Source organism: Pseudomonas sp. RHF3.3-3 (assembly GCF_048069595.1).
Taxonomy (GTDB): Bacteria; Pseudomonadota; Gammaproteobacteria; order Pseudomonadales; family Pseudomonadaceae; genus Aquipseudomonas; species Aquipseudomonas fuscovaginae_B.
This window is the reverse complement of record NZ_CP182250.1, coordinates 2,418,243-2,441,829: the sequence shown is the minus strand read 5'-3', so window position 1 is coordinate 2,441,829 and position 23,587 is coordinate 2,418,243. Positions and strand designations below refer to the sequence as shown.

General features: G+C 64.5%; 19 protein-coding genes and 4 tRNA genes. 11 read left to right on the top strand and 12 right to left on the bottom strand.

Features of this window, described 5'->3' with window-relative positions:
* The first annotated feature begins 90 nt into the window (after positions 1–90).
* Together ACMGT0_RS11245 and ACMGT0_RS11240 are read left to right on the top strand one after the other, a co-directional pair.
* Complete coding sequence (locus ACMGT0_RS11245; RefSeq protein ID WP_054063829.1) at positions 91–981, top strand: LysR family transcriptional regulator; 891 nt, start codon at positions 91–93, stop codon at positions 979–981.
* Positions 982–1,046: 65 nt separating this feature from the next.
* Positions 1,047–4,319 carry an EAL and GGDEF domain-containing protein gene (locus ACMGT0_RS11240; protein WP_054059673.1) on the top strand — a complete coding sequence of 1,091 codons (3,273 nt, stop codon included), beginning with the start codon at positions 1,047–1,049 and terminating at the stop codon, positions 4,317–4,319.
* 83 nt (positions 4,320–4,402) lie between these two features.
* Here the strand turns inward: ACMGT0_RS11240 and ACMGT0_RS11235 are convergent, their stop codons facing one another.
* The 10 genes from ACMGT0_RS11235 to gltX all read right to left on the bottom strand — a co-directional run bounded on the left by ACMGT0_RS11235 (position 4,403) and on the right by gltX (position 10,371).
* Positions 4,403–4,852, bottom strand: coding sequence for an Hsp20 family protein (locus ACMGT0_RS11235; RefSeq protein ID WP_054059674.1), 450 nt, complete (start codon positions 4,850–4,852; stop codon positions 4,403–4,405).
* 124 nt (positions 4,853–4,976) lie between these two features.
* Positions 4,977–5,936 (bottom strand): tRNA dihydrouridine synthase, encoded by a 960-nt coding sequence (locus ACMGT0_RS11230; RefSeq protein WP_054059675.1) that lies wholly within the window; start codon positions 5,934–5,936, stop codon positions 4,977–4,979.
* 76 nt (positions 5,937–6,012) lie between these two features.
* Positions 6,013–6,447, bottom strand: a complete 435-nt coding sequence (locus ACMGT0_RS11225; protein ID WP_054063831.1) for an acyl-CoA thioesterase — start codon at positions 6,445–6,447, stop codon at positions 6,013–6,015.
* Positions 6,448–6,490: 43 nt separating this feature from the next.
* Positions 6,491–7,324 carry an alpha/beta fold hydrolase gene (locus ACMGT0_RS11220; protein ID WP_273824979.1) on the bottom strand — a complete coding sequence of 278 codons (834 nt, stop codon included), beginning with the start codon at positions 7,322–7,324 and terminating at the stop codon, positions 6,491–6,493.
* 30 nt (positions 7,325–7,354) lie between these two features.
* Positions 7,355–7,894, bottom strand: coding sequence for a TetR/AcrR family transcriptional regulator (locus ACMGT0_RS11215; protein ID WP_054057980.1), 540 nt, complete (start codon positions 7,892–7,894; stop codon positions 7,355–7,357).
* Positions 7,895–8,081: 187 nt separating this feature from the next.
* Positions 8,082–8,157: transfer RNA gene (locus tag ACMGT0_RS11210), tRNA-Glu, on the bottom strand.
* A 125-nt stretch (positions 8,158–8,282) separates the two neighbouring features.
* A tRNA-Ala gene (locus ACMGT0_RS11205) sits at positions 8,283–8,358 on the bottom strand.
* 56 nt (positions 8,359–8,414) lie between these two features.
* Positions 8,415–8,490 (bottom strand) — tRNA-Glu (locus tag ACMGT0_RS11200).
* Between the two features lie 85 nt (positions 8,491–8,575).
* A tRNA-Ala gene (locus ACMGT0_RS11195) sits at positions 8,576–8,651 on the bottom strand.
* A gap of 238 nt (positions 8,652–8,889) precedes the next feature.
* Positions 8,890–10,371 (bottom strand): glutamate--tRNA ligase, encoded by a 1,482-nt coding sequence (gltX, locus tag ACMGT0_RS11190; RefSeq protein ID WP_054057981.1) that lies wholly within the window; start codon positions 10,369–10,371, stop codon positions 8,890–8,892.
* A 229-nt stretch (positions 10,372–10,600) separates the two neighbouring features.
* On the opposite strand from gltX, the gene ACMGT0_RS11185 reads away from it, so the two are divergent.
* On the top strand, positions 10,601–11,647 hold the full coding sequence (locus ACMGT0_RS11185) for an HlyD family secretion protein (protein ID WP_416772591.1): 1,047 nt from the start codon (positions 10,601–10,603) through the stop codon (positions 11,645–11,647).
* 49 nt (positions 11,648–11,696) lie between these two features.
* A complete protein-coding gene (locus tag ACMGT0_RS11180) occupies positions 11,697–13,187 on the top strand; it encodes an MDR family MFS transporter (RefSeq protein ID WP_192842754.1) in 1,491 nt (496 codons plus the stop codon).
* Between the two features lie 127 nt (positions 13,188–13,314).
* Here the strand turns inward: ACMGT0_RS11180 and ACMGT0_RS11175 are convergent, their stop codons facing one another.
* On the bottom strand, positions 13,315–14,214 hold the full coding sequence (locus ACMGT0_RS11175; RefSeq protein ID WP_054059829.1) for a LysR family transcriptional regulator: 900 nt from the start codon (positions 14,212–14,214) through the stop codon (positions 13,315–13,317).
* Between the two features lie 103 nt (positions 14,215–14,317).
* On the opposite strand from ACMGT0_RS11175, the gene ACMGT0_RS11170 reads away from it, so the two are divergent.
* The 7 genes from ACMGT0_RS11170 to ACMGT0_RS11140 all read left to right on the top strand — a co-directional run bounded on the left by ACMGT0_RS11170 (position 14,318) and on the right by ACMGT0_RS11140 (position 22,214).
* Positions 14,318–15,742 (top strand): aldehyde dehydrogenase family protein, encoded by a 1,425-nt coding sequence (locus ACMGT0_RS11170; protein WP_416772589.1) that lies wholly within the window; start codon positions 14,318–14,320, stop codon positions 15,740–15,742.
* A gap of 175 nt (positions 15,743–15,917) precedes the next feature.
* Positions 15,918–16,862, top strand: a complete 945-nt coding sequence (locus tag ACMGT0_RS11165) for a 2-hydroxyacid dehydrogenase (protein ID WP_054059831.1) — start codon at positions 15,918–15,920, stop codon at positions 16,860–16,862.
* Entirely contained in the window at positions 16,859–17,062 is a 204-nt protein-coding gene (locus tag ACMGT0_RS11160) for a hypothetical protein (RefSeq protein WP_204375748.1), read from the top strand. The genes ACMGT0_RS11165 and ACMGT0_RS11160 overlap by 4 nt, the downstream gene beginning before the upstream one ends.
* A 107-nt stretch (positions 17,063–17,169) precedes the next feature.
* Entirely contained in the window at positions 17,170–18,996 is a 1,827-nt protein-coding gene (locus tag ACMGT0_RS11155) for a glycoside hydrolase family 15 protein (protein ID WP_416772586.1), read from the top strand.
* A 186-nt stretch (positions 18,997–19,182) separates the two neighbouring features.
* A complete protein-coding gene (locus ACMGT0_RS11150) occupies positions 19,183–19,686 on the top strand; it encodes a hypothetical protein (protein ID WP_054059833.1) in 504 nt (167 codons plus the stop codon).
* Between the two features lie 334 nt (positions 19,687–20,020).
* Entirely contained in the window at positions 20,021–21,280 is a 1,260-nt protein-coding gene (locus ACMGT0_RS11145) for an Nramp family divalent metal transporter (RefSeq protein ID WP_416773459.1), read from the top strand.
* A gap of 70 nt (positions 21,281–21,350) precedes the next feature.
* Positions 21,351–22,214, top strand: coding sequence for a LysR family transcriptional regulator (locus ACMGT0_RS11140; RefSeq protein ID WP_416772584.1), 864 nt, complete (start codon positions 21,351–21,353; stop codon positions 22,212–22,214).
* A gap of 103 nt (positions 22,215–22,317) precedes the next feature.
* On the opposite strand, the gene hcnC is transcribed toward ACMGT0_RS11140, so the two are convergent.
* A complete protein-coding gene (gene hcnC / locus ACMGT0_RS11135; protein WP_416772582.1) occupies positions 22,318–23,586 on the bottom strand; it encodes a cyanide-forming glycine dehydrogenase subunit HcnC in 1,269 nt (422 codons plus the stop codon).
* Position 23,587: the final 1 nt, after the last annotated feature.

Below are 23,587 nucleotides of genomic sequence, written 5' to 3'. Positions count from 1 at the left end.
TTTGGCTTGTGAGGTCGATGCTATGAGGTTAGAGTGAATAACTCAAATTCATAATTTTTATGCTTCGGATAGCCATCTGGAATACCGATCATGGACCTGGCCAACCTCAACGCCTTTATCGCCATCGCCGAAACCGGCAGCTTCTCCGGGGCCGGCGAACGCCTGCACCTGACCCAGCCAGCCATCAGCAAACGGATCGCCGGCCTGGAGCAGCAACTCAACGTGCGCCTGTTCGACCGGCTGGGCCGTGAGGTCGGCCTGACCGAGGCCGGTCGCGCCCTGCTGCCGCGTGCCTACCAGATCCTCAACGTGCTCGACGACACCCGCCGGGCCCTGACCAACCTCACCGGCGAAGTCAGCGGCCGCCTGACGCTGGCCACCAGCCATCACATCGGCCTGCACCGCCTGCCTCCGCTGCTGCGGGCCTACACCCGGCAGTACCCCAAGGTGGCGCTGGACATTCAGTTCCTCGATTCGGAAGTCGCCTACGAGGAAATTCTCCACGGCCGCGCCGAACTGGCGGTCATCACCCTGGCGCCGGAGCCCCATCACCTGGTCCGTGCCGTGCCGGTGTGGGACGACCCACTGGATTTCGTCGTCGCCCCCGAGCACCCGTTGGCCAGCAACGACCAGGTCAGCCTGCGGGACATCGCCCACCGACCGGCGGTCTTCCCCGGCGGCAACACCTTCACCCACCACATCGTCCAGCGCCTGTTCGAGGCCCAGGGCCTGACGCCGAACATCGCCATGAGCACCAACTACCTGGAAACCATCAAGATGATGGTGTCCATCGGCCTGGCCTGGAGCGTGCTGCCACGCACCATGCTCGACGACCAGGTCGCGCGCATACCTTTACCGGGCATACAGCTCAGTCGCCAGCTAGGCTATATCCTGCATACCGAACGGACGCTGTCGAATGCCGCACGGGCCTTTATGGCTTTATTGGATGCGCAGACGGATTTGCCGACCCTTACGGCATAAGCCGGCTCGTCTCAGCCCAGGCCTCTTGCAGCAATAACGTGCCTTTCACCCAAGGACTGCCGTTGATGCCCAAGAACGCTAGCCGTATTCCGCCCTTGCCGCGCATCCATGCCCTCGACCCTCACGAGTCGGAAAAGAGCTGGGAAAGCGCCCCGCAGTTGCTGGCCGCCCTCAACGGTGCGCGCCTGGGAGCCTGGTCCTGGGACATCGAGAACGGCCAGGTCAGTTGGTCCCGCGGCACCCAGGCACTGTTCGGCTTCGACCCGCACCAGCCACTGCCCAAGGATATCGACTATCTCGACCTGCTGCCGCCCGAGGACCGCGCCCGCACGCTGCGCGCCTTTCATGCGGTACTCGCCGGCGAGCCGGTGGAACAGGCGATGCACCACCGCATCCGCTGGCCGGACGGCAGCCTGCACTGGCTGGAAATCAGCGGCAGCCTGCTGCCGGACAAGAACGGCAAGCAGCGGATGATCGGGGTGATCCGCGAGGTCACCCAGCAGCGCCAGCGCGAGCAGGCCCTCAGCAGCTCGGAAAAACGCTTTGCCACCCTGTTTCACCTGAGCCCCAACATGGTGCTGCTGACCCGTGAGGAAGACGGCCTGATCAGCGAGGCCAACCAGTATTTCGAAAGCCTGTTCGGCTGGCCGGCGCTGCAGGTGATCGGCATGACCACCCTGGAACTGGGTCTGTGGGTGCACCCGGAAGAACGGGCAAGGCTGGTCAGGTCCTTGCGCGGCAGAACCGACCCGGTCAGCCAGGAGGTGCAGTTCCGCGCCAGCAACGGCCAGATCCACGACGGCATTCTCAGCGCCCAGCGGGTCGAACTGGAGGGCCAGGCCTACCTGCTCAGCACCTTTCTCGATACCACCGAGCGCAACAACGCCGCCCAGGCCCTCAAGGACAGCCAGGAGCGCCTCGACCTGGCCCTGGACTCGGCCCAACTGGGTACCTGGGACTGGCACATCCCCAGCGGCATGCTCTATGGCTCGGCACGCGCGGCGCAATTGCACGGCCTGGAACCACACCCCTTCCATGAGTCCTTCGATGCCTTTTTTGACGGCGTCCCTCCCGAAGAACGCGAAAACATGCGCGATGCCTATCGCAGCCTGCGCGAAGGCCCGGCAGGCAGCTACCAGGTCACCTACCGGGTGCAACTGGAAAATGGCACCTCGCGCTATCTGGAAAGCCGCGCCAGGCTCTACCGCGACAGCGAAGGCAAACCGCTGCGCATGGCCGGAACCCTGCTCGACATCACCGAGCAGGTAGAGCGCGAGCAGCGCCTGCAGGCTTCGGAAGAAAAGTTCGCCAGCCTGTTCCAGGCCAGCCCCGACCCGATCTGCGTGACCCTGCAGGACACCGGCCAGTTCATCGAGATCAACCCGGCCTTCACCCAGACCTTCGGCTGGAGCCTGGACGAGATCCGCCACCGCAGCGCCGACCAGATCGGCCTCTGGGAAGACTCGGCCAAGCGTCTGCAACGCATCCAGCAGGTGATCCGCGACCAGGCGCTGAACAATGTCGCGGTGGTCGTGCACCACAAGAGCGGCCAGGCCCTGACCTGCGTGATCAGCAGCCGGCAGATCGAGGTCGAGCAGCGTCCCTGCATCGTCACCACCCTGCGCGACATCACCCAGCAGCAACGGGCCGAAGCCGCACTCAAGGCCAGCGAGGAGAAATTCGCCAAGGCCTTCCACTCCAGCCCCGACGCCATCACCATCATCGAACGCCAGAGCGGCCGCTATCTGGAGGTCAACGATGGCTTCTGCCGGCTGACCGGCTATTCCAACGCCGAGGTCATCGGCCGCACCGTGTATGAACTCGGCATCTGGGCCGACCACAAGGAGCGCACCTCACTCCTGGAGGAGCTCAAGGAACGCGGCCACGTTCCCCATCGCGACATGCTCGGGCGCAACAAGCGCGGCGACGTGCTGACGGTGGAGATCTCGGTCGAGCCGATCACCCTCAACGAAACCGCCTGCCTGCTGCTGACCGCCCGGGACATCAGCCAGCTGAAGAACGCCCAGGCACAGATCCGTCACCTGGCCTACCACGACCCGCTGACCAACCTGCCCAACCGGGCCATGCTGACCGACCGCCTGAGTCAGCAGATCGCCCTGCTCAAGCGCCACAACCTGCGCGGCGCCCTGCTGTTTCTCGACCTCGACCACTTCAAGCACATCAACGATTCACTCGGCCACCCGGTGGGCGATACCGTGCTCAAGGTGGTCACCGCCCGCCTGGAGGCCAGCGTGCGCATCGAAGACACCGTGGCGCGGCTCGGCGGTGACGAATTCGTGGTGCTGCTCAGCGGCCTGGAAGGCTCACGCAGTGAAGTGACGCAAAAGGTTCGCGACCTGGCGGACACCATCCGCGAGCTGCTGGCCGAACCGATGTTCCTCGACGGCCAGCGCCTGCAGGTGACCCCGAGCATCGGCGTGGCACTGATCCCGGACCATGGCTCGACCCCCGCCGACCTGCTCAAGCGCGCGGATATCGCGCTGTACCGGGCCAAGGACTCCGGCCGCAACATCACCCAGATGTTCCACAGCACCATGCAGAAGGCCGCCAGCGAACGCCTGCGCATGGAGAACGACTTGCGCCAGGCGCTTTCCCGGGGCGAGTTCAGCGTGCACTTCCAACCCCAGGTGGACGCCCGCGACAACAGCATCGTCGGTGCCGAGGCGCTGGTGCGCTGGCACCACCCGGAACTCGGCGCACAATCGCCCACCGAATTCATCAAGGTCCTGGAGGACAGCGGGCTGATCCTCGAAGTCGGCACCTGGATTCTCGACCACGCCTGCGAGGCCTTTGGCGTGCTGTTGCGCGAAGGGTTGATCGCCCACTCCTTCAGCCTGTGCGTGAACATCAGCCCGCGGCAGTTCCGCCAGGCCGATTTCGTCGAACGGGTGGAGCGCTGCCTGCTGCAGCACAACGTGCCATCCTCGATGCTCAAGCTGGAAATCACCGAAGGCATCGTGATCCAGAACATGGAGGACACCATCAACAAGATGCGCCGCCTGAACAAGCTCGGCGTCAGTTTCGCCATGGATGACTTCGGCACCGGCTATTCGTCGCTGACCTACCTCAAGCGCCTGCCGGTGGATGCGCTGAAGATCGACCAGTCGTTCGTGCGTGACGCCACCCACGACCCCAACGATGCGGAGATCATCCGCGCGATCGTCGCCATGGCCCGCAGCCTGGGGCTGACGGTGATTGCCGAAGGGGTGGAACTGCCGGAACAGTTGATGTTCCTCGAAGGCCTGGGCTGCCATCTGTACCAGGGTTACCTGCACAGCCGGCCGTTGCCGCTGGAAGACTTCAAAAGACTTTTGTGAACCCCGCAGCCCCCTTGCGGGAGACGGCCGGGCCGCCAACAAAAAGCCCCGCCGAAGCGGGGCTCTGTCCTGCAGACTCGAGCTTAGTGCTGCAGGGCCGGTTGCTGCGTCCCACCGATCGGGATGCGCTTGGCTTTCGCCTCTTCCGGTACGACCCGCAGCAGGTCGATGTTCAACAGACCGTTGCTCAGGCCGGCAGCCTTGACCTCGATATGGTCGGCCAGGCGGAAGGACAACTTGAAGGCACGCTGGGCTATGCCCTGGTGCAGGTAGCTGACGTGTTCAGCCTTGGCTTCGCGCTTGCCGCCACTGACGGTCAATACGCCCTTCTCGACTTGCAACTCCAGGTCTTCTTCCTGGAAACCGGCGGCCGCGACGACGATGCGGTACTGGTCTTCGCCGTGTTTTTCAACGTTGTAAGGAGGGTAGCTGCTGCCCGGCTCGTTGCGCAGCGCGGTTTCGAACAGATCGTTGAAACGGTCGAAGCCAACGGAGGAACGGAACAGTGGAGCCAGGGAAAATGCGGTAGTCATGTCAATCTCCTGAAATTCAGCGAGTGGTTTGATTCGCGACCCGAATTCGGCATCGCGTACCCCTTAGATAGGAACGCCCAAACGCATTTCAAGAGATTGTCGAAAAATTTTTCTGGCGCCCGCGTCAGGCCGCTTCGGACAGCGGCACCTGCAGCAGACGGCTTACCGTGTCGCAGTCAGTCTCGCGGCGCACATGGCTGAACAGCTCAACCGCCTCCGGGTAGTTGCGCGTCAACATCGCCAGCCACTGCTTCAGGCGACCCGGCGCCTGGCGCGGCGTGAGCTGCGCCCGGGCCTGCAGCCAGAAGTCCTGGAGCAGCGGCAACAATTCGCCCCAGCTCATCTCGACCACTTCTTCACCGGCGCTCTCGGCCGCGATCTGCCGGGCCAGGTCCGGGCGCGACACCAGACCGCGACCGAGCATGAAATCCTTGGCGCCACTGACCTCGCGACAGCGCCGCCAGTCTTCCAGCGACCAGATGTCACCGTTGGCGAACACCGGCACCTTGACCACGTCCTGCACCCGCGCCACCCACTCCCAATGGGCCGGCGGCTTGTAGCCATCGACCTTGGTGCGCGCATGCACGACGATCTGCGCGGCACCGCCTTCGGCCAGGGCCGTACCACAGACCAGCGCGCCATCCGGGCTGTCGAAACCCAGGCGCATCTTCGCCGTCACCGGAATGTGCGCCGGTACCGCCCGGCGCACATGCTCGACGATGCTGTTGAGCAGTTCCGGCTCCTTGAGCAGCACCGCCCCGCCCCGGGACTTGTTCACGGTCTTGGCCGGGCAACCGAAGTTCAGGTCGATCACCTGCGAGCCCAGCTCGCAGGCCAGCGCCGCGTTTTCGGCCAGGCACACCGGATCGGAACCGAGCAGTTGCACGCGCAGCGGCACGCCGGCGGCGGTGCGGGCGTCGGTGAGCAGTTCGGGGGCGAACTTGTGGTAGTAGGCCGGCGTCAGCAGCGAATCGTTGATACGGATGAACTCCGTGACGCACCAGTCGATGCCGCCGACGCGAGTCAGGACATCGCGCAGGATGTTATCGACCAACCCCTCCATGGGCGCCAGGGCAATTTGCATGGGTGACTCTCATTGAAAAAGGCGGATATCGAAAGGCGCGGCAGTTTACGGGGTTCCACAGCAAACCGGTACACCCTCAGGCCGACTGCAGCGCCGGCCCGTATCCCTGGAGAAACTCCTCAGGCATGCGCCTGGGCTTGCCGCTGGACAGCTCGATGCAGACGAAGGTGGTCTGCGCACGCAATAGGGTCAGGTTGTCGCTGGGGCGTACCAGCTGGAAGCGTCGGGTCATTTTCAGGCGCTGGTCCCAATCGACGATCCAGGTCGCCAATTGCAGTTCATCACCTTCGTAGGCGGCAGCCAGGTAGTCGATTTCATGACGCACCACGGCCATCGCCCGGTCCAGTCGGCGGTACTCGCTCAGGTCCAGCCCCAGGCGCTGGGAATGCCGCCAGGCACAGCGCTCCAGCCAGGTGACGTACACCGCGTTGTTGGCGTGCCCGAGGCCGTCGATGTCCTCGGCGGCCACCTGCAGGTCGAGGATGAAGGGTGTCGCCAGATCCCAGCTCATGTACCGCTCCCGGTCGATTCAAAGACCGGGCCAGTGTAACGGATCAGGCCGACTGGCGCTGCGCCATGCTACGCCCGGCCAGCAGCGCGAGCACGCCATCGATCAGCCGCGGATCGGCCAGCACCCGCTGATGGCCGCCGCTTTCCAGGCGCAACAGGCGGCTGTCGAACCAGGCTTCGTGAATACGTCGCGATTCATCCACCGCCACCAGTTGATCGTCTTCGGCATGCACGATCAGGCCGGGCATGTCCATCTGGTAATGCCCGATATCCAGGTGCTCGGCACGCATCCCGACATCCCGTTCGACTTCCCGGATAAACGCCGAACGCGCCCGTGGCGGCAAGCCGACATGCCGGGCGAAGCCCCGCAATACGCCCAGCACCCGTGCCGGAGCGGCAATGCTGACCAGCGCCTCGGTACGCAGCCCGAGCTGGGTGGCGAGCATCGCGCTGGCACCGCCCATGGAATGGCCGATCACCGCCTTGAGCGGCGGCAGCTCGGCGGCGGCCTCGAGCAGCGCGCGGGCAAACGCCACCACATTCGCTTCGTGCCCAGGCGACTGGCCATGAGCCGGGCCGTCGAGGGCCACGGCGGTGTAACCGGCGGCCACCAGCGCCTCGATCAGGCTCGCGAACTGCGTGGGTCGCCCTTCCCAGCCATGCATCAGCAGCACGGTGGGGCCTTGCCCCCAGCGCAGCGCGGAAAGACCGAAACGCAGGGTGATCCTTTCGGCCGTCGCCAGCAACGGCAACTCCCAATCCCGCGGCGAACGCTCGCGGGGCGTCATGAAAACCTGACGCATCCGGCTCGCGGCCACCCGCGGTGCCACTCGTCCCAAGGTGCCATTGATGCCACGTATCCAGCGCAAAGTGTTCATCGGGTATTACCTCAGGCCAGGTCGAAACCTTCAGCGCACCGCCGACTTGGCGGCACGCAGCAATCTGTCGGACAACTCTCCCGGGCCCAGCGCCCGGGCCACGGCCAGGCCACCGATCATCAGGGCGATATCGGCCAGGGCCTTGTCGGTGTCCTCGGGACTGGCCGCCAGTTGCGCGACCATCAATTCCACATGTTCGTTGAGCGCCTCGCGAAAGCACTCCGGCAGGCTGCCGATCTCTCCCACCACCGCCGGCAGCGGGCAGGCATGGTCGACCGCATCGCGATGCTTGCGCGACAGGTAGAACGCGGCAAACAGGGCCCGCCGTTCTTCGCCGCTCAGCGCGTCGTCGACTTCATCCATTTTCGCCCGACGCTGCGCCAGCAATTGCTTGAATGCCTCGAGCATCAAGGCGTCCTTGCTCTCGAAATGCGCGTAGAAGCCACCCACGGTCAGACCGGCGGCGGCCATCACCTCACTGACACTCGGCTCGGCCGGGCCACGCTGGATCAACGCGGCACTGGCAGCCTGCAGGATGCGCTCACGGGTCTGGGCCTTTTTGTCGTTCATTGCCATCTCCAGATATTACATCGGAAATATTATTCTCATAATATTTTTTCGCAAGGTCTTCGCATGACCGCTGGTCTGACTGAAAAATGCGAAAAGGAATTCACTGCGGAAAATAAAAATTTCGGAAAAAACAAAAGGGTCATTCAAAGATGAATGACCCTTAAAAATCCCGCAGAGCGGGTAATCGTGGCGTCCCCTAGGGGACTCGAACCCCTGTTACCGCCGTGAAAGGGCGGTGTCCTAGGCCACTAGACGAAGGGGACGCAAACCCTTCTTTCATTGCAGGAGTCGGCTTGTTGGCGACTTTTGCTGCCCGGTGACTGGATGCACCTGCAGTATCCTGCAACATCAGTTCAGTACCGGTGTGGCCAGGTACTGAACCGTAAATTGGTGGAGCTAAGCGGGATCGAACCGCTGACCTCTTGCATGCCATGCAAGCGCTCTCCCAGCTGAGCTATAGCCCCGGATTTTTCGCCTCTCGGCGCAGCGACATCAAGCTGCAATGTCACTTGTGTGAAACTGGCGTCCCCTAGGGGACTCGAACCCCTGTTACCGCCGTGAAAGGGCGGTGTCCTAGGCCACTAGACGAAGGGGACGTAACCCTTGTGTACCCTATCGGCGCTGGTTCCGATTCGCGGCACAAACTCCAGATCAGTGTAGCGTAACCTGAAGCTTCTAATTTGGTGGAGCTAAGCGGGATCGAACCGCTGACCTCTTGCATGCCATGCAAGCGCTCTCCCAGCTGAGCTATAGCCCCACAGTGTCAGACTTCACTTCATCTCAGCGTTGTCGCTGTGTTTCCGTGTTGTCTTGTGGACGGGGCGCATATTAAGTGCGACCCACTCCCCTGTCAAACTTTTTTTGAACATTTTTCAAAAATTTTTTCCGCGATAACAATCACTTACCGCAATCCCCCGGAAAACCGGGGGTTGTCGGCCACGTCCACAACCGGCAAAGACGGCTATGACGTGGCCACTACCGGCTCAGGCGCCGATTCAGGCAATAGTGCCCAGCAGCTTTTCCCATTCCTTGTTTTCCTTCTTCGACACGCCACCCAGCAGTTCCAGGGCCTGGCGCAGACGGAAGCGCGTCAGGTCCGGGCCGAGGATTTCCATCGCGTCGAGCACCGACACCGAACTCGCCTGCCCGGTGATCGAGGCGAAGATCAGCGGCATGGCATCACGCAGCTTCAGCTCCAGGGCATCGACCACCGCCTGGATGGTCGCGGTGATGCTGTCCTTCTCCCACTGGCGCAGGCTTTCCAGTTTCCACAGGATCAGTTGCATCAGCTTGCGCACATCCTCCGGCGAGAGTTTCTTGTGCTCGAACAGCTTGGCATCCAGCGGCAGGCTGCCGGCGAAGAAGAAATTCGCCAGGGGCGCGACCTGGCTGAAGGTCTCGACGCGGCTCTGCACCAGCGGCGCGATCTTCATCAGGTACTCGGGGTTGAACGCCCAGTTCTGCACGCGGCGGGCGAACTCTTCCACCGGCAGGTCGCGCAGCCACTGGCCGTTGAGCCAGGACAGCTTCTCGATATCGAAGATCGGCCCGCCGAGGGAGACGCGGGACAGGTCGAAGTGGTCGACCATTTCCTGCAGCGAGAACTTCTCGCGCTCGTCCGGCATCGACCAACCCATGCGGCCCAGGTAGTTGAGCATTGCCTCGGGCATGAAGCCCATGCGCTCGTAGAAGGTCACCGAGGTCGGGTTCTTGCGCTTGGACAGCTTGCTCTTGTCCGGGTTGCGCAGCAGCGGCATGTAGCACAGCTTCGGTTGTTCCCAGCCGAAGTACTCGTAGAGCAGGATCAGCTTGGGTGCCGATGGCAGCCACTCTTCACCGCGCAGCACGTGGGTGATGCCCATCAGGTGGTCGTCGACCACGTTGGCCAGGAAGTAGGTGGGCAGACCGTCGGTCTTCATCAGCACCTGCATGTCCATGCGATCCCACGGGATCTCGACATCGCCACGCAGCATGTCCGGCACCACGCAGACGCCTTCGGTCGGCACCTTCATGCGGATCACATGGGGTTCGCCGGCGGCCAGGCGACGGGCCACCTCCTCTTTCGACAGCAGCAGCGCACGACCGTCGTAGCGTGGGGTTTCGCCGCGGGCAATCTGCTCGGCACGCATCTGGTCCAGCTCTTCGGCGGTGCAGAAGCACGGGAAGGCATGGCCCATGTCGACCAGTTGCTGGGTGTACTTCCTGTAGATCTCGCTACGCTCGCTCTGCCGGTACGGACCGTGCGGGCCGCCGACGTCCGGGCCTTCGGCCCAAGTAATGCCCAGCCAGTTCAACGCATCGAAAATCTGCTGTTCGGACTCGCGGGTCGAGCGCAACTGATCGGTATCTTCGATCCGCAGGATGAACTCGCCACCATGCTGCTTGGCAAAGCAGTAGTTGAACAGGGCGATGTAGGCGGTACCAACGTGGGGATCGCCAGTGGGCGATGGCGCGATGCGAGTGCGGACAGTGGTCATGGATGGTCTCGAAATAGAGATAAAACAAAGGGCGAATGGTAACAGGCCGACCGCCCTCGCCTCCAGCATGGGCGGCAGGCAGAGGGCATATAAGCCAAGCTTCGGTCGAAAAAGGGTCTCAGGCCACTAAAACCGGGGGTTTCTCAGTTGGTGGCATTTACCCACTAAGGGCGCTGTGCCAGATTTATCTACCGAGAAGTTCACTAATTATTCCGATCGTTGCCTGCCCATGCCCGCCCAACTCAAACGCCGCCTGTTCGTGTTCCTGCTGCTCGTCCTGCTGATCGCCCTGGGCTTCTTCGCCGAGTGGTTCTGGCGCGGGCGCTTTTATGAAAGCACCGACAATGCCTACGTCCAGGGCGAGATCACCCGGGTTTCCAGCCAGCTCGCGGCGCGCATCGACCAGGTGCTGGTGGCCGACAACCAGCCTGTCGAGCAAGGCCAGTTGCTGGTCCGGCTCGAAGCGGCCGACTTCCAGCTGGCGGTCGAGCGCGCCAACGCCACCCTCGCCACCCGCGAGGCCGAACGGCTGCAGGCGCAGAGCAAGCTGACCCAGCAGGCCAGCCTGATTGCCGCCGCCGATGCCCAGGTCGCCGCCAGCCAGGCCAGCCTGGGCCGCTCGCAGCTCGACCTGTCACGGGCACAGGCCCTGCGCAAGCCCGGCTACGTTTCCGAGGAGCGGGTCACCACCCTGTCCGCCGACAACCACATCGCCCGCTCCCAGGTCGCCAAGGCCCAGGCCGACCTGCAGAGCCAGCGCCAGCAGGTCAACGCCCTGACCGCCGAACTCAAGCGTCTCGACGGCCAGATCGCCAGCGCCCGCACCGAACTGGCCCAGGCCGAACTGAACCTGAGCCGCAGCGAAATCCGCGCGCCGATCAGCGGCCTGGTCGGCCAGCGCGCGGCACGCAACGGCCAGTACGTGCAGACCGGTGCCTACCTGCTGTCCATCGTTCCGGACCAGGCCATCTGGGTCCAGGCCAACTTCAAGGAAACCCAGATCGGCCACATGCACCCCGGGCAGAACGCCACGCTGCGGTTCGATGCCTATGAGGACACGCCGATCCAGGGCCGGGTCGACAGCCTGTTCGCCGCTTCCGGCGCGCAGTTCAGCCTGCTGCCGCCGGACAATGCCACCGGCAACTTCACCAAGGTGGTGCAGCGCATTCCGGTCAAGCTGGTGTTCGCCGCCGACAACCCGCTGCACGGCCTGATCCGTCCGGGCATGTCGGTCACCGTCAAGGTCGATATCCGCGATAACGGCAATGGCCGGTGATGCCCTGATCCGCCCGGTCGGCGAACCGACCCGGCGCGACTGGATCGCGGTGATGAGCGTGATGCTCGGTGCCTTCATGGCGGTGCTCGACATCCAGATCACCAACTCCTCGCTCAAGGACATCCAGGGCGCCCTGTCGGCGACCCTGGAGGAAGGCTCGTGGATCTCCACCTCCTACCTGGTGGCGGAAATCATCATGATCCCGCTCACCGCCTGGCTGGTGCAACTGCTCTCGGCCCGGCGCCTGGCGACCTGGGTATCGCTGGGCTTCCTCGCCTCGTCGCTGTTGTGCTCGATGGCCTGGAACCTGGAGAGCATGATCGTGTTCCGTGCCATGCAGGGCTTTACCGGCGGCGCGCTGATCCCGCTGGCCTTCACCCTGACCCTGATCAAGCTGCCGGAACACCACCGCGCCAAGGGCATGGCGATGTTTGCCATGACCGCCACCTTCGCCCCGTCGATCGGCCCGACCCTGGGTGGCTGGCTGACCGAGAACTGGGGCTGGGAATACATCTTCTACATCAACATCCCGCCCGGCCTGATCATGATCGCCGGCCTGCTCTACGGTCTGGAGAAGAAGGACGCGCACTGGGAACTGCTCAAGAGCACCGACTACGCAGGGATCGTCACACTGGGCGTCGGCCTGGGCTGCCTGCAGGTGTTCCTGGAGGAAGGGCATCGCAAGGACTGGCTGGAATCGGAGTTGATCCTGGCCCTGGGCAGCATCGCCCTGCTGAGCCTGATCACCTTCGTCATCCTGCAACTGTCCAGGCCCAACCCGCTGATCAACCTGCGCATTCTGCGCAATCGCAACTTCGGCCTGTCGAGCATTTCCAGCCTGGGCATGGGGGTCGGTCTGTACGGCTCGATCTACCTGTTGCCGCTGTACCTGGCGCAGATCCAGAACTACAACGCCCTGCAGATCGGCGAGGTGATCATGTGGATGGGCGTGCCGCAGCTGTTCCTGATTCCGCTGGTGCCCAAACTGATGAAATTCGTGTCACCGAAGATGCTCTGCGCCGTGGGTTTCGGCCTGTTCGGGCTGGCGAGTTTTTCCTCGGGGGTACTCAACCCGGACTTCGCCGGCCCGCAGTTCAACCAGATCCAGATCATCCGCGCCCTGGGCCAGCCGCTGATCATGGTGACCATCTCGCTGATCGCCACCGCCTACATCCAGCCCCAGGATGCCGGCTCGGCCTCCAGCCTGTTCAACATCCTGCGCAACCTCGGCGGCGCCATCGGCATCGCCCTGCTCGCCACCCTGCTGGATGCACGAACCCGGGAATACTTCGACTACCTGCGCGAAGCCATCGTCCCGGCCAACCCGCAAGTGGCCGAGCGCCTGGCACTGCTGGCGCAGAAGCTGGGCAGCGATGCCGCGGCACTGGGCAAGCTCAGTGAAATCACCCACCAGCAGGCGCTGATCATGGCCTACAACGACGCCTTCCATTACGTCGGGCTGGCACTGGGCATCAGCATGCTCGCGGTGCTGCTGACCCGGGCGCTGCCGGCGGGCGTCAAGGCCGGGGAGGCGCATTGAGTTCAAGGGCCCCTTCGCGGGCAAGCCCGGCTCCTACAGGGGGAGCGTCGTACACACCATTGGCGGACACCTCATCACTGTAGGAGCCGGGCTTGCCCGCGAAGAAGCCAACACAATCCCGCAGTAACTACAGAAGCGCCCCGCCGCGCTCGCGGATCAGCTCGATCAACGCCCGCAACCCCGCCGGCACGTGTCGGCGGCCCGGGTAGTACAGCGACAGACCATCGAGCGCTGGTGTCCAGTCCCGCAGGACCGGGACCAGAGTCCCCGCCGCCACATCGGCCGCCGCGTTCCACTGCGAGATAAAGGCCAGTCCCAGCCCGGCCCGCGCGGCCTCCAGGACCAGGCCCGGCTCATCCAGGGTCAGCACGCCCGGCACATCCACCTCCAGGCTCTGGCCGTGGCGCGAGAATTCCCAATGGTAGATCCGGCCGCTCGGCATGCGCAGGCGAATGCAACGATGCTGGTACAGATCGGTCGGTGTCTGCGGCAGCGGATGCCGCGCCAGATAGTCCGGGCTGCCCAGCACCAGCAGGCGCAACGGCAGCCCCAGGGGAACGGCGATCATGTCCTGGGGCACACTCTCGTGCAGGCGAATGCCGGCATCGAAACCTTGCGCCACGATATCGATCAGCTTGCTCTCGGTGACGATATCCACATTCATCTGCGGATAACGCCGCATGTATTCGATGAACAACGCCATCGCCTGGTTCGCCGCCCCCACCGACGTGTTGATGCGCAACGTCCCGCTGGGCACACCGGCATGGCTGCCGGCCTGCTCCATGGCCTGACGGATGGTCGACAGTGCCGGCGAGATGCGCTCGACGAACTGCGTCCCGGCCTCGGACAAGGCCACGCTGCGGGTCGTGCGGTTGAACAGGCGGGTGCCGAGCCGCCCCTCCAGCGCCGACACCGCATGGCTCAATGCCGAGGTCGACACGTCCAGGTCGGCGGCCGCCGCGCGAAAACTGCGGTGCCGGGCCACCGCCAGCACCGCTTCCAGTTCACTGAGCCCTGATGTGCGCATTATCCCAAATCACTCACCAAGTCATGCCGATTTATCCCACTTATCAGGCCAATGCTAGTCGCTTACCGTATTCGACACCACCCGAACACGCTTTGGAGCCGCCATGCAACGCATTGACCAGATCTACATCAACGGCACGTTTGTCACCCCCCATGGCCAGGAATGGTTCGACCTGTTCAACCCGAGCACCGCCCGGGTCATCGGCCAGGTCCGTCTCGCCGACGAGCACGACGCCGATGCCGCCATCGCGGCCGCCAAGGCGGCCTTTCCGGCCTTCTCCCGCACCGGCAGGACGGAGCGTGTCGCCCTGCTGCTGCGCATGCATGCCGCCATCTCCGCCCGTGAAGAACAACTCAACGAGGCGATCATCGAAGAGTACGGTGCCCCTGCCTCGCGCTCGCTGTGGATGGCCCGGCACGCGGCGAGCGTGCTGCAGGAGGCGGCCCGGGTCCTGCAGGACTATGACTTCATCCGCCAGGCCGGCAGTGCCCAGGTGAGCATGCAACCGCTCGGGGTCGCCGGCCTGATCACCCCGTGGAACAGCAACGCCGGCTTCATCTGCGGCAAGCTCGCCGCCGCCATCGCCGCCGGCTGCACGGCGGTGATCAAGCCCAGTGAAATGAGTGCCCTGCAGACCCGCATCGTCAGCGAGGCGCTGCATGAGGCCGGCCTACCGCCCGGAGTCTTCAACATCGTCACCGGGCGCGGCGAAACCGTTGGTGCGCGGCTCAGCAGCCACCCGGACGTGGCGAAGATTTCCTTTACCGGCTCGACCGCCGTCGGCAAGCACATCCTGCGCTCGGCCGCCGACAGCCTGAAACGGGTCACCCTGGAGCTGGGCGGCAAGTCACCGGTGCTGATCCTCGACGATGCCGACTTCGACCAGGCCATCCCCCTGGCCCTGCAGGCCGGCTTCATGAACAGCGGCCAGGCCTGCATCGCCGGCACCCGGATCCTGGTACCGGAGCAACGCCTGGCCGAGGCCGAGGCGGCCGTGCTCAAGGCCATTGCCGGGATCCGTAGCGGCGATCCGCGGTCGGCGGACACCAGCATCGGGCCGATGGTCAGCGAGAAGCAGTGGCAGCGGGTGCAGCGTTACATCCGCATCGGCCTCGACAGCGGCGCGCGCCTGCTGAGCGGTGGCGAAGGCCTGCCCGAAGGTCTGGAAGCCGGCTGGTTCGTCCGGCCGACGGTGTTCAGCGCGGTGACCAACGACATGACCATTGCCCGCGAGGAAATCTTCGGGCCGGTGCTGTCGATGATCACTTACCGTGACGAGGAGGATGCCCTTCGTATCGCCAACGACACGCCCTACGGCCTGCAGGCCTATGTGCTGGGCCACGATATCGAACGGGCCCGCAAGGTTGCCGAACGGATCGAGGCCGGGCGCGTGCTGATCAATACCCTGGCCCACGAGCCGAAGGCTCCGTTCGGTGGGTTCAAGCAATCGGGGATTGGCCGCGAGTACGGTACCTATGGCATGGAAGCCTTTCTCGAACCCAAGGCGCTGCTCGGGCTGCCTGCCTGAAATGCGATCCCTGCGGGAGCGTGGCTTGCCCGCGAACAGGTACTCAAGCCTTGCGCAACACCCGGGAATCGCCCACAAGGACCAGGTGGCAATCAGAATCAACTGACAGGCTTGCCCCGGCGGTCCCTCGGCGTTAGGTTGGCCGACATTCACTGGCCAACGGGCGGAGAGCCGCATGTCCAACGTCGTACTGGTGTTGACGGAGACCGTCACCGAATACCTGCCGATCATCGAGCGCCATGGCTTCGAACTGATCCTCGCGCCCACCAGCGCCCTGCGCGCCGAAGCCATCGCCACCCAGGGCGCACGCATCAACGCCGTGCTGACCCGCGGCCCGCTCGGCCTGTTCGCCGATGAAATCGCCGCCCTGCCACTGCTGGAGATCATCTGCGTGATCGGCGCCGGCTATGAAAAGGTCGACCTGCACGCGGCCAGGCAACGCGGCATCGTCGTGACCAACGGCGCCGGCGCCAATGCCTCGTCGGTGGCCGATCACGCCCTGGCCCTGCTGCTGTCGCTGGTCCGTGATATACCCAGGGCCGACGCCTCGGTACGTCGCGGCGAATGGCGCAAGCTGATGCGCCCGTCACTGGCCGGCAAGCGCCTGGGTATCCTCGGCATGGGCGCCGTGGGCCTGGAAATTGCCCAGCGGGCCGCACGGGGTTTCGGCATGGCGGTGAGCTACCACAATCGTCGTCAGCGCGAGGCTATCGAATATGCCTACTGTGCAACGCCAGTCGAGCTGGCTGCCGCCTCGGACTTCCTGATCGTCGCCACGCCGGGCGGTGCCGCGACCAACGGCCTGATCGGCCGAAAGGAACTCGATGCCCTCGGGCCGGACGGTTTCCTCGTCAACATCGCCCGCGCCAGCGTGGTGCTCACCGACGAACTGGTCGCCGCCCTGCAGCAGGAGCGGATCGCCGGTGCAGCGCTGGATGTCTTCGACGACGAGCCGAACGTGCCGGACGTGCTCAAGGGCTTGCCCAATGTGGTGTTGACACCCCACGTCGCCGGCCTGTCGCCGGAGGCTTCGCAGGCGACGGTCAGCCTGGTGGCGCAGAATCTGCTGGCCTATTTCTCTGGCCAGCCGGTCCTTACACCCGTTGCCCTGCCCGAGTGATCGCCCCCCTTTCCCAACGCCCCAAGATCATTCCCGGCGATGGTGTCACCGTCCATGCCAGCACCGAGGACGGCTGGGCCCAAGTCATGTACGTTGCCCGGAACGGTGAGGATTTTACCGGCTGGATCGAGGAAGACCGCCTCAAGCTCGGCGATCACCTGGGTGGCAACCTGGAGCCGGATGACGCCCCTGAGCAGTAAGTCTGCCCTCGGTCTGAACTTCCGTCGAGCCATACCGGTCAGCTCAGTGAGTGCCGCCACGCTGCGCACTCAACCAAGCCTGTTCCTCGACCCGGAGTCCCGCGGCCATGACCGAGCGTTCCAACGAACCCCAGAGCCCAATCGAAGCCCACGGCATCATCGGCGACAGGGGCAGCGCCGCGCTGGTCAACGACCGTGGCAGCGTCGATTTCTTCTGCTGGCCGGCCTTCGACAGCCCGGCGATCTTCTGTGCCCTGCTGGACACGCCCGACGCCGGGATCTTCCAACTGGCCCCGGACCTGCCCGACGCACGCCGCGAGCAGATTTACCTGCCCGACACCAATATCCTGCGTACCCGCTGGCTGAGCGCCCAGGCGGTGGTGGAGGTCACCGACCTGCTGCCGGTCAGCGATGACCAGGACGACCTGCCGCTGCTGATCCGCTGTGTGCGGGTGGTCAGCGGCCAGGCGACGTTCCACCTGCGCTGCGCGGTCCGCCATGACTACGCCCGCGCCGCCACCATCGCCCGCCCCGACGGCAACGACGTCTGCTTCGATGCACCGGGCCAGCCGAGCCTGCGCCTGTGCGCCGACCAACCCTTGCAGGTGGAACGCAATGCCGCCGTCGCCAGCTTCCAACTGGGCCAGGGCCAGGAAGCCGAATTCCTTCTCGGCGCCCTCGACGACCCACGGGTCCGGCTCGGCGACAGCCAACTGGCCCTGCAGCACACCCTGACGTTCTGGCGGCACTGGATCGGCCGCTCCACCTACCGTGGCCGTTGGCGCGAAGCGGTCAACCGTTCGGCCCTGGCCCTCAAGCTGCTGACATCGCGCAAGCACGGCGCGATCCTCGCCGCCGCGACCTTCGGCCTGCCGGAAAGCCGCGGCGGCCAACGCAACTGGGACTATCGCTACACCTGGATCCGCGATGCCTCGTTCACCATCTACGCCTTCATGCGCCTGGGCTATGTCGAGGAGGCCAACGACTTCATGCGCTGGTTGCGCGGGCGTGTCGGCGACGGCTGCGAGCAAGCCATCAAACTCAATATCCTTTACGCCATCGACGGCACCCGGCAGTTGCCCGAAATCGAGCTGACGCACCTGTCCGGCTACGGCGACGCGCGCCCGATACGCATCGGCAACCAGGCCTGGGAGCAGGTCCAACTGGATATCTTCGGTGAGCTGATGGATGCGGTGTACCTGACCAACAAGTACGGCGAAGCGATTTCCCACCAGGACTGGCTGCGTGTCGGCCAGCTCATCGACCACGTCTGCGCCAACTGGAACAAGCCCGATGTCGGCATCTGGGAGATGCGGGGCGGCCCGCACCACTTCCTCCATTCGCGACTGATGTGCTGGGTGGCCCTGGACCGCGCCATCCGCCTGGCCTCCAAGCGTTCGCTGCCGGCGCCGTTCGCCCGCTGGGACCAGGCCCGCCAGGCCATCCACAACGATATCTGGAACAACTTCTGGAATGCCGAACGCGGACATTTCGTCCAGCACATCGGCGGCACCGGCCTGGACGGCTCGATGCTGCTGATGCCGCTGGTACGCTTCGTCGGCGCCACCGACCCGCACTGGCTGGCAACCCTGGACGCCATCGAGAAAAGCCTGGTACGCGACGGCCTGGTGTACCGCTACCGCAACGACGACCACCCCATCGACGGCCTGCCGGGCAACGAAGGCGCCTTCGCCGCCTGCTCGTTCTGGTACGTCGAGTGCCTGGCCCGCGCCGGCCGCGTGGAGCAGGCGCACCTGGAGTTCGAACAGTTGCTGCGCTACGCCAACCCGCTGGGACTGTATGCCGAGGAATTCGATCCCCAGGCCCGGCACCTGGGCAATACGCCACAGGCCCTGACCCATCTGGCACTGATCAGCGCGGCGTGCTTTCTCGACCGCAAGCTCAGCGGCGACGTCACGCCGTGGCAGCCTTGAGCGGCAAGGCTGGGGGCATTTGTATGAAGTTTGTAACGAAACTGAATATAGTTCATGGCCCGTCGATACACTGGGTTGGAATTCTTTCAATCACCCGACATTCGACAGGACATTTCCCATGGTTTTCTCACCAGAAACCGGGCAGGACGCCAAGGCCGCCAGCCACCTTAACGCTGGGGGTCGGGTATGAGCGTAGGTTCGATCACCGCGTGGGCCACCGAGATGCGCTCGCGGGTCCTCAAGCAGGGTACCGCGGCGGCGGAAAAGGCCGCCAAGCAGAAGGTCAAGACCGACGAGGTGCTCAAGGACATCAAGCCGGACCCGAAGGCACTCGACACGGCCAAGATGGCCAAGGACAAGTTGCAGTCGAAATTCCAGGGCTTCGACCCGAAAGCGGTCACCCCCGAGCAGTTGTCCAAATACAGCGACATTCTCAAGGAACAGGGCCTGATCAGTGCCTCCACGGCGAACCTGCTGTCCAGCGCCGGCACGCAGAAAAAGCCGAACGAGAAGTTCAACGCCCTGGACTATTTCGCCAACCAGATCAGCACGCTGCAGAGCGGCCCGAGCAAGAACGAGCCGTTCGCCAACGTCATGATCCCCGAGTACAAGCGGGCGATCAGCGTGATGCTCAACCTGCAACAGTTCGCCAACTCCGGCGCCAGCCTCTCCATCGACACCAAGGCCTGAGGGCCTTGTCTCCATCCGTGGCGCCAGGCGCCACGGGTTGCCTGCCGACAATCCCCCGCAGCTTTCGTGTACCCGTCTGCCTTCTCGCGCCGCGCCTGAAGCGCAAATGATCTTTATCTATCAATGCAAATGATTATTATGTAGATTGAAATCCGACCGATTCGCGCAAACTGGAGCACCCGCAAGATGCCGAGCACAATCAACCGGGCTTGGGCCGGAGCCTGCAAGCGTCTAAGCTGGGGACCCCATTCCTTCAGCCTTGGATCGCCGTGTGAAATTCAGCCTGCCGAAAGTTGCCACCGCCCCCTTCTGCCCTTCTGAAGTGAACGGCTCGATCGCAGTCGACAGCGGCGCGCCGTTCTTCAAGCGCGTGCTGCGCTTCGCCGGCCCCGGTCTGCTGGTCTCCATCGGCTACATGGACCCGGGCAACTGGGCCACGGCCATCGAGGCCGGCTCGCGCTATGGCTACAGCCTGCTGTTCGTGGTACTGCTGGCGAGTCTGGCGGGCATGGCGGTGCAGTGCCTGTGCTCGCGCCTGGGGATCGCCACCGGCCGGGACCTGGCGCAACTGTGTCGGGACCGCTACAGCCCGCGCTCGGCCAAGGCCCAATGGTTGCTCGCGGAAATTTCCATCATCGCCACGGACCTGGCCGAGGTGCTCGGCTGCGCCCTGGCCTTCCACCTGCTGCTGGGCTGCTCGCTGACCTTCGGCATCGTCCTGACGGCTTTCGACACACTGCTGATCCTGGCCTTGCAGAACCGCGGTTTCCGCCGCCTGGAAGCGATCATGCTGGTGCTGGTGGCAACCATCGGCGTGTGCTTCTTCATTGAACTGGTGCTGATCAAGCCCTACTGGCCGCAGGTGTTCGACGGCTTCAAGCCCTCGGTCTCGGCCCTGAGCGAAGCCGCTCCGCTGTACCTGGCCATCGGCATCCTCGGGGCGACCGTGATGCCGCATAACCTCTACCTGCACACCTCCATCGTGCAGACCCGCCTGGTCGGCCAGGACCTCGCCAGCCGCCGCGATGCGGTGCGCCTGGCGCGCTTCGACACCATCGGCTCGCTGGCCCTGGCACTGCTGGTGAACGCGGCGATCCTGATCCTCGCGGCGGCAGCCTTCCACCAGTCCGGACACACCGAGGTGGTGGAGATCCAGGACGCCTACCACCTGCTCGATCCGCTGGTGGGCGGCGCCTTCGCCAGTATCCTGTTCGGGATCGCGCTGCTGGCTTCGGGGCAAAGCTCGACCTTCACCGGCACCATTGCCGGGCAGGTGATCATGGAAGGCTACCTGAACCTGAAGATTCCCTGCTGGCAGCGCCGCCTGATCACCCGCGGCCTGGCCCTGATCCCGGCGTTCATCGGCGTCTGGCTGATGGGCGAAGGCGCCGTCGGCAAGTTGCTGGTGCTGAGCCAGGTGGTGCTGAGCCTGCAACTGCCGTTCGCCCTGTACCCGCTGATCCGCATGACCGGCGACGAACGCCTGATGGGCGAATTCGTCAACCGCTGGTACACCCGGGGCCTGGCCTGGCTGCTGTTCGTGGCGATCAGCGCGGCGAACGTGTGGCTGATCGCCCAGGTGTTCAGCGACTGACCGAGCGGCGCGCAGACCTGGTCGGGTCGCTAGCGGTTACACTGTGCTTCCCTTGCTCCCGGGACGATCCATGGATATCGACCTCGCCCGCACCTTTCTCGAAATCGCCCGCTGCGGCAGCCTGGTGGCTGCCGCCGAGAAGCTGCACGTGACCCAGACCGCGATCACCGCCCGGGTGCAGAAACTCGAAAGTCAGCTCGATGCCAGACTGTTCGTGCGCAACCGCGCCGGCGCCCGGCTGACCGCCGACGGCGAGGCCTTCTTGGTCTACGCCAACCAGCTGGTGCAGACCTGGGATGCCGCCCGCCGCAATCTGCCGCTGCCGGAAGGGTTCAACAACATGCTGCACATCGGTGGCGAAGTCAGCCTGTGCAACCCGCTGATTCTCAGTTGGGCGAAGGCCCTGCGCGAGCACATCCCCACCCACGCCCTGCGCACGGAAATCCGCGACGGCGAGCAGTTGCTGCGCCAGCTCGAACTGGGGGTGCTCGATGCCGCGCTGGTCTATCAGCCCACCTACTGGCCGGGGCTGCAGGTGGAACAGTTGCTGGAGGAAAAGCTGATCCTGGTGCGTCTGGTGGAACAGCCCGACCCTTACGTGTACATCGACTGGGGCGAGAGCTTCCGTCGCCAGCATGACGCCGCCCTGCCGGACAAGGCCCGGGCCGCCGCCAGCTTCAACCTGGGCCCGGTGGCCCTGCAGTTCATCCTGGGCAATGGCGGCTCCGGCTATTTCCGCACCCGCGTGGTCCAGAGCTACCTGGACAGCGGCGTGATGGAGCGGGTGCCCAAGGCGCCGGAGTTCAGCTACCCGACCTACCTGGTGTATGCCCGCGAACGGGACTCGGCCGCTCTGCAGAAGGCCTTCGAGCTGCTGCGCGAAATCGTCAGGGCCGATACCGACTGGTCCCAGCGCTGGGACCCGACGACCTGAACCTCAGGCCGGGCTGACACTGGCACGTCGCCCGTGCCTGGCGAGCACGCTCTGGATGAGCCCCTCTTGCGCAGGCCTCCCCGCGTCAACGCTCCCACAGGTTTCAGGCGGGTGCGAGATCCTTGTGCGGCACTGCCCCCAGGGTCGCGGCAGCGTCGAAGCGATCCGCCAGGAACGGCGTGATATCCAGCGGCAGTGGCTGCTCATTGACCAGGCGTTCGAGCATCACCCCGGTAATCGCCGAGGTCAGGATCCCGGTACGGAAATGGCCGCAGGCATTGAGGTAGCCCTCGACACCCGCCATCGGTCCGAGGATCGGCAGTTCATCGGGCGAACCCGGACGCAGGCCGGCCCAGCAGCGCTTGAGGTTGATGCCCTGCAGTTGCGGTACGCAGCGCACGGCCCCCTGCACCAGCCCGGCCACTTCCGGGAAGGTGGTGGTCACGTCGAAGCCCTTGTCCTCGGTGGTGCTGCCGATCAGGATCTCGCCGTTGTCCTTCTGCGCCATGTAGCAATCGCTGGTGGTCAGGCAGCCACGCAACAGGCCGGGCATGCGTTCGGTCAGGAGGATCTGCCCCTTGACCGGCTTGACCGGAATTGCGATCCCGGTGGCCTGCCGGCTCAGTTCGGCAGCCCAGGCCCCGGCGGCATTGATCAGCGTGGAGCAATGGAACTCGCCCTCCTCCGCCGTCCTTACACCACTCACGCGGCCGCCGTGGTGCAGCACGTCGGTGACGTTGGTGTTGAAAAACAGATCGACACCATTCTGCCGGGCGCCCTCGGTGTAGGCATCGGCCAGGCGGAACGGGTTGACCTGATGGTCGCAGAGAAACTCCAGCGCGCCTTGCGCCTCGCCACTCACCGCCGGCTCGGCTTCGCGCAGGGCGTCACGGTCCAGCCAGCGCAACTGGTCGGCCAGGTGCGGGATGTGCGAGACGATATGTTCGGCATAGAGCCGATCCTCCTCGTCATAGATCACATACTTAAGGCCGGTGCGTTCGAACTTGCAGTCCATGCCGTGACGTTCGAGCAGTTCGCGATGCAACTGCGGGTACAACGCATTGGACTGCAGGGCGAAGTCGAAGAACGACTGCGGCAGGATATGCGGGGTGCTGGAGTCCACCGCCACCGCCGCACCATGGGCCTCGCGACGGCGCCGGGCGGACATCATGCGAAAGAAGATCACCCCGCAGCCCAGTCCCACCGATTCGCCGATGGCCCACAGGCCGCCGGCTGATGCGCGGGTCGCGTTGCCCGGACGCTTGGCATCGATCAGGGCGATCCGCAGGTTCTTCTCACGGGACAGGTGATAGGCGCAGGAAGCACCGATCACCCCACCACCGGCAATCACGACATCGTAGGTTCTGTTCATG

Bases quoted from the DNA above. Each gene is read 5' to 3' on its own strand.
- ACMGT0_RS11245 (WP_054063829.1), top strand. From the start codon at position 91: ATGGACCTGGCCAACCTCAACGCCTTTATCGCCATCGCCGAAACCGGC.
- ACMGT0_RS11240 (WP_054059673.1), top strand. From the start codon at position 1,047: ATGCCCAAGAACGCTAGCCGTATTCCGCCCTTGCCGCGCATCCATGCC.
- ACMGT0_RS11235 (WP_054059674.1), bottom strand. From the start codon at position 4,852: ATGACTACCGCATTTTCCCTGGCTCCACTGTTCCGTTCCTCCGTTGGC.
- ACMGT0_RS11230 (WP_054059675.1), bottom strand. From the start codon at position 5,936: ATGCAAATTGCCCTGGCGCCCATGGAGGGGTTGGTCGATAACATCCTG.
- ACMGT0_RS11225 (WP_054063831.1), bottom strand. From the start codon at position 6,447: ATGAGCTGGGATCTGGCGACACCCTTCATCCTCGACCTGCAGGTGGCC.
- ACMGT0_RS11220 (WP_273824979.1), bottom strand. From the start codon at position 7,324: ATGAACACTTTGCGCTGGATACGTGGCATCAATGGCACCTTGGGACGA.
- ACMGT0_RS11215 (WP_054057980.1), bottom strand. From the start codon at position 7,894: ATGAACGACAAAAAGGCCCAGACCCGTGAGCGCATCCTGCAGGCTGCC.
- gltX (WP_054057981.1), bottom strand. From the start codon at position 10,371: ATGACCACTGTCCGCACTCGCATCGCGCCATCGCCCACTGGCGATCCC.
- ACMGT0_RS11185 (WP_416772591.1), top strand. From the start codon at position 10,601: ATGCCCGCCCAACTCAAACGCCGCCTGTTCGTGTTCCTGCTGCTCGTC.
- ACMGT0_RS11175 (WP_054059829.1), bottom strand. From the start codon at position 14,214: ATGCGCACATCAGGGCTCAGTGAACTGGAAGCGGTGCTGGCGGTGGCC.
- ACMGT0_RS11170 (WP_416772589.1), top strand. From the start codon at position 14,318: ATGCAACGCATTGACCAGATCTACATCAACGGCACGTTTGTCACCCCC.
- ACMGT0_RS11165 (WP_054059831.1), top strand. From the start codon at position 15,918: ATGTCCAACGTCGTACTGGTGTTGACGGAGACCGTCACCGAATACCTG.
- ACMGT0_RS11155 (WP_416772586.1), top strand. From the start codon at position 17,170: ATGACCGAGCGTTCCAACGAACCCCAGAGCCCAATCGAAGCCCACGGC.
- ACMGT0_RS11150 (WP_054059833.1), top strand. From the start codon at position 19,183: ATGAGCGTAGGTTCGATCACCGCGTGGGCCACCGAGATGCGCTCGCGG.
- ACMGT0_RS11140 (WP_416772584.1), top strand. From the start codon at position 21,351: ATGGATATCGACCTCGCCCGCACCTTTCTCGAAATCGCCCGCTGCGGC.
- hcnC (WP_416772582.1), bottom strand. From the start codon at position 23,586: ATGAACAGAACCTACGATGTCGTGATTGCCGGTGGTGGGGTGATCGGT.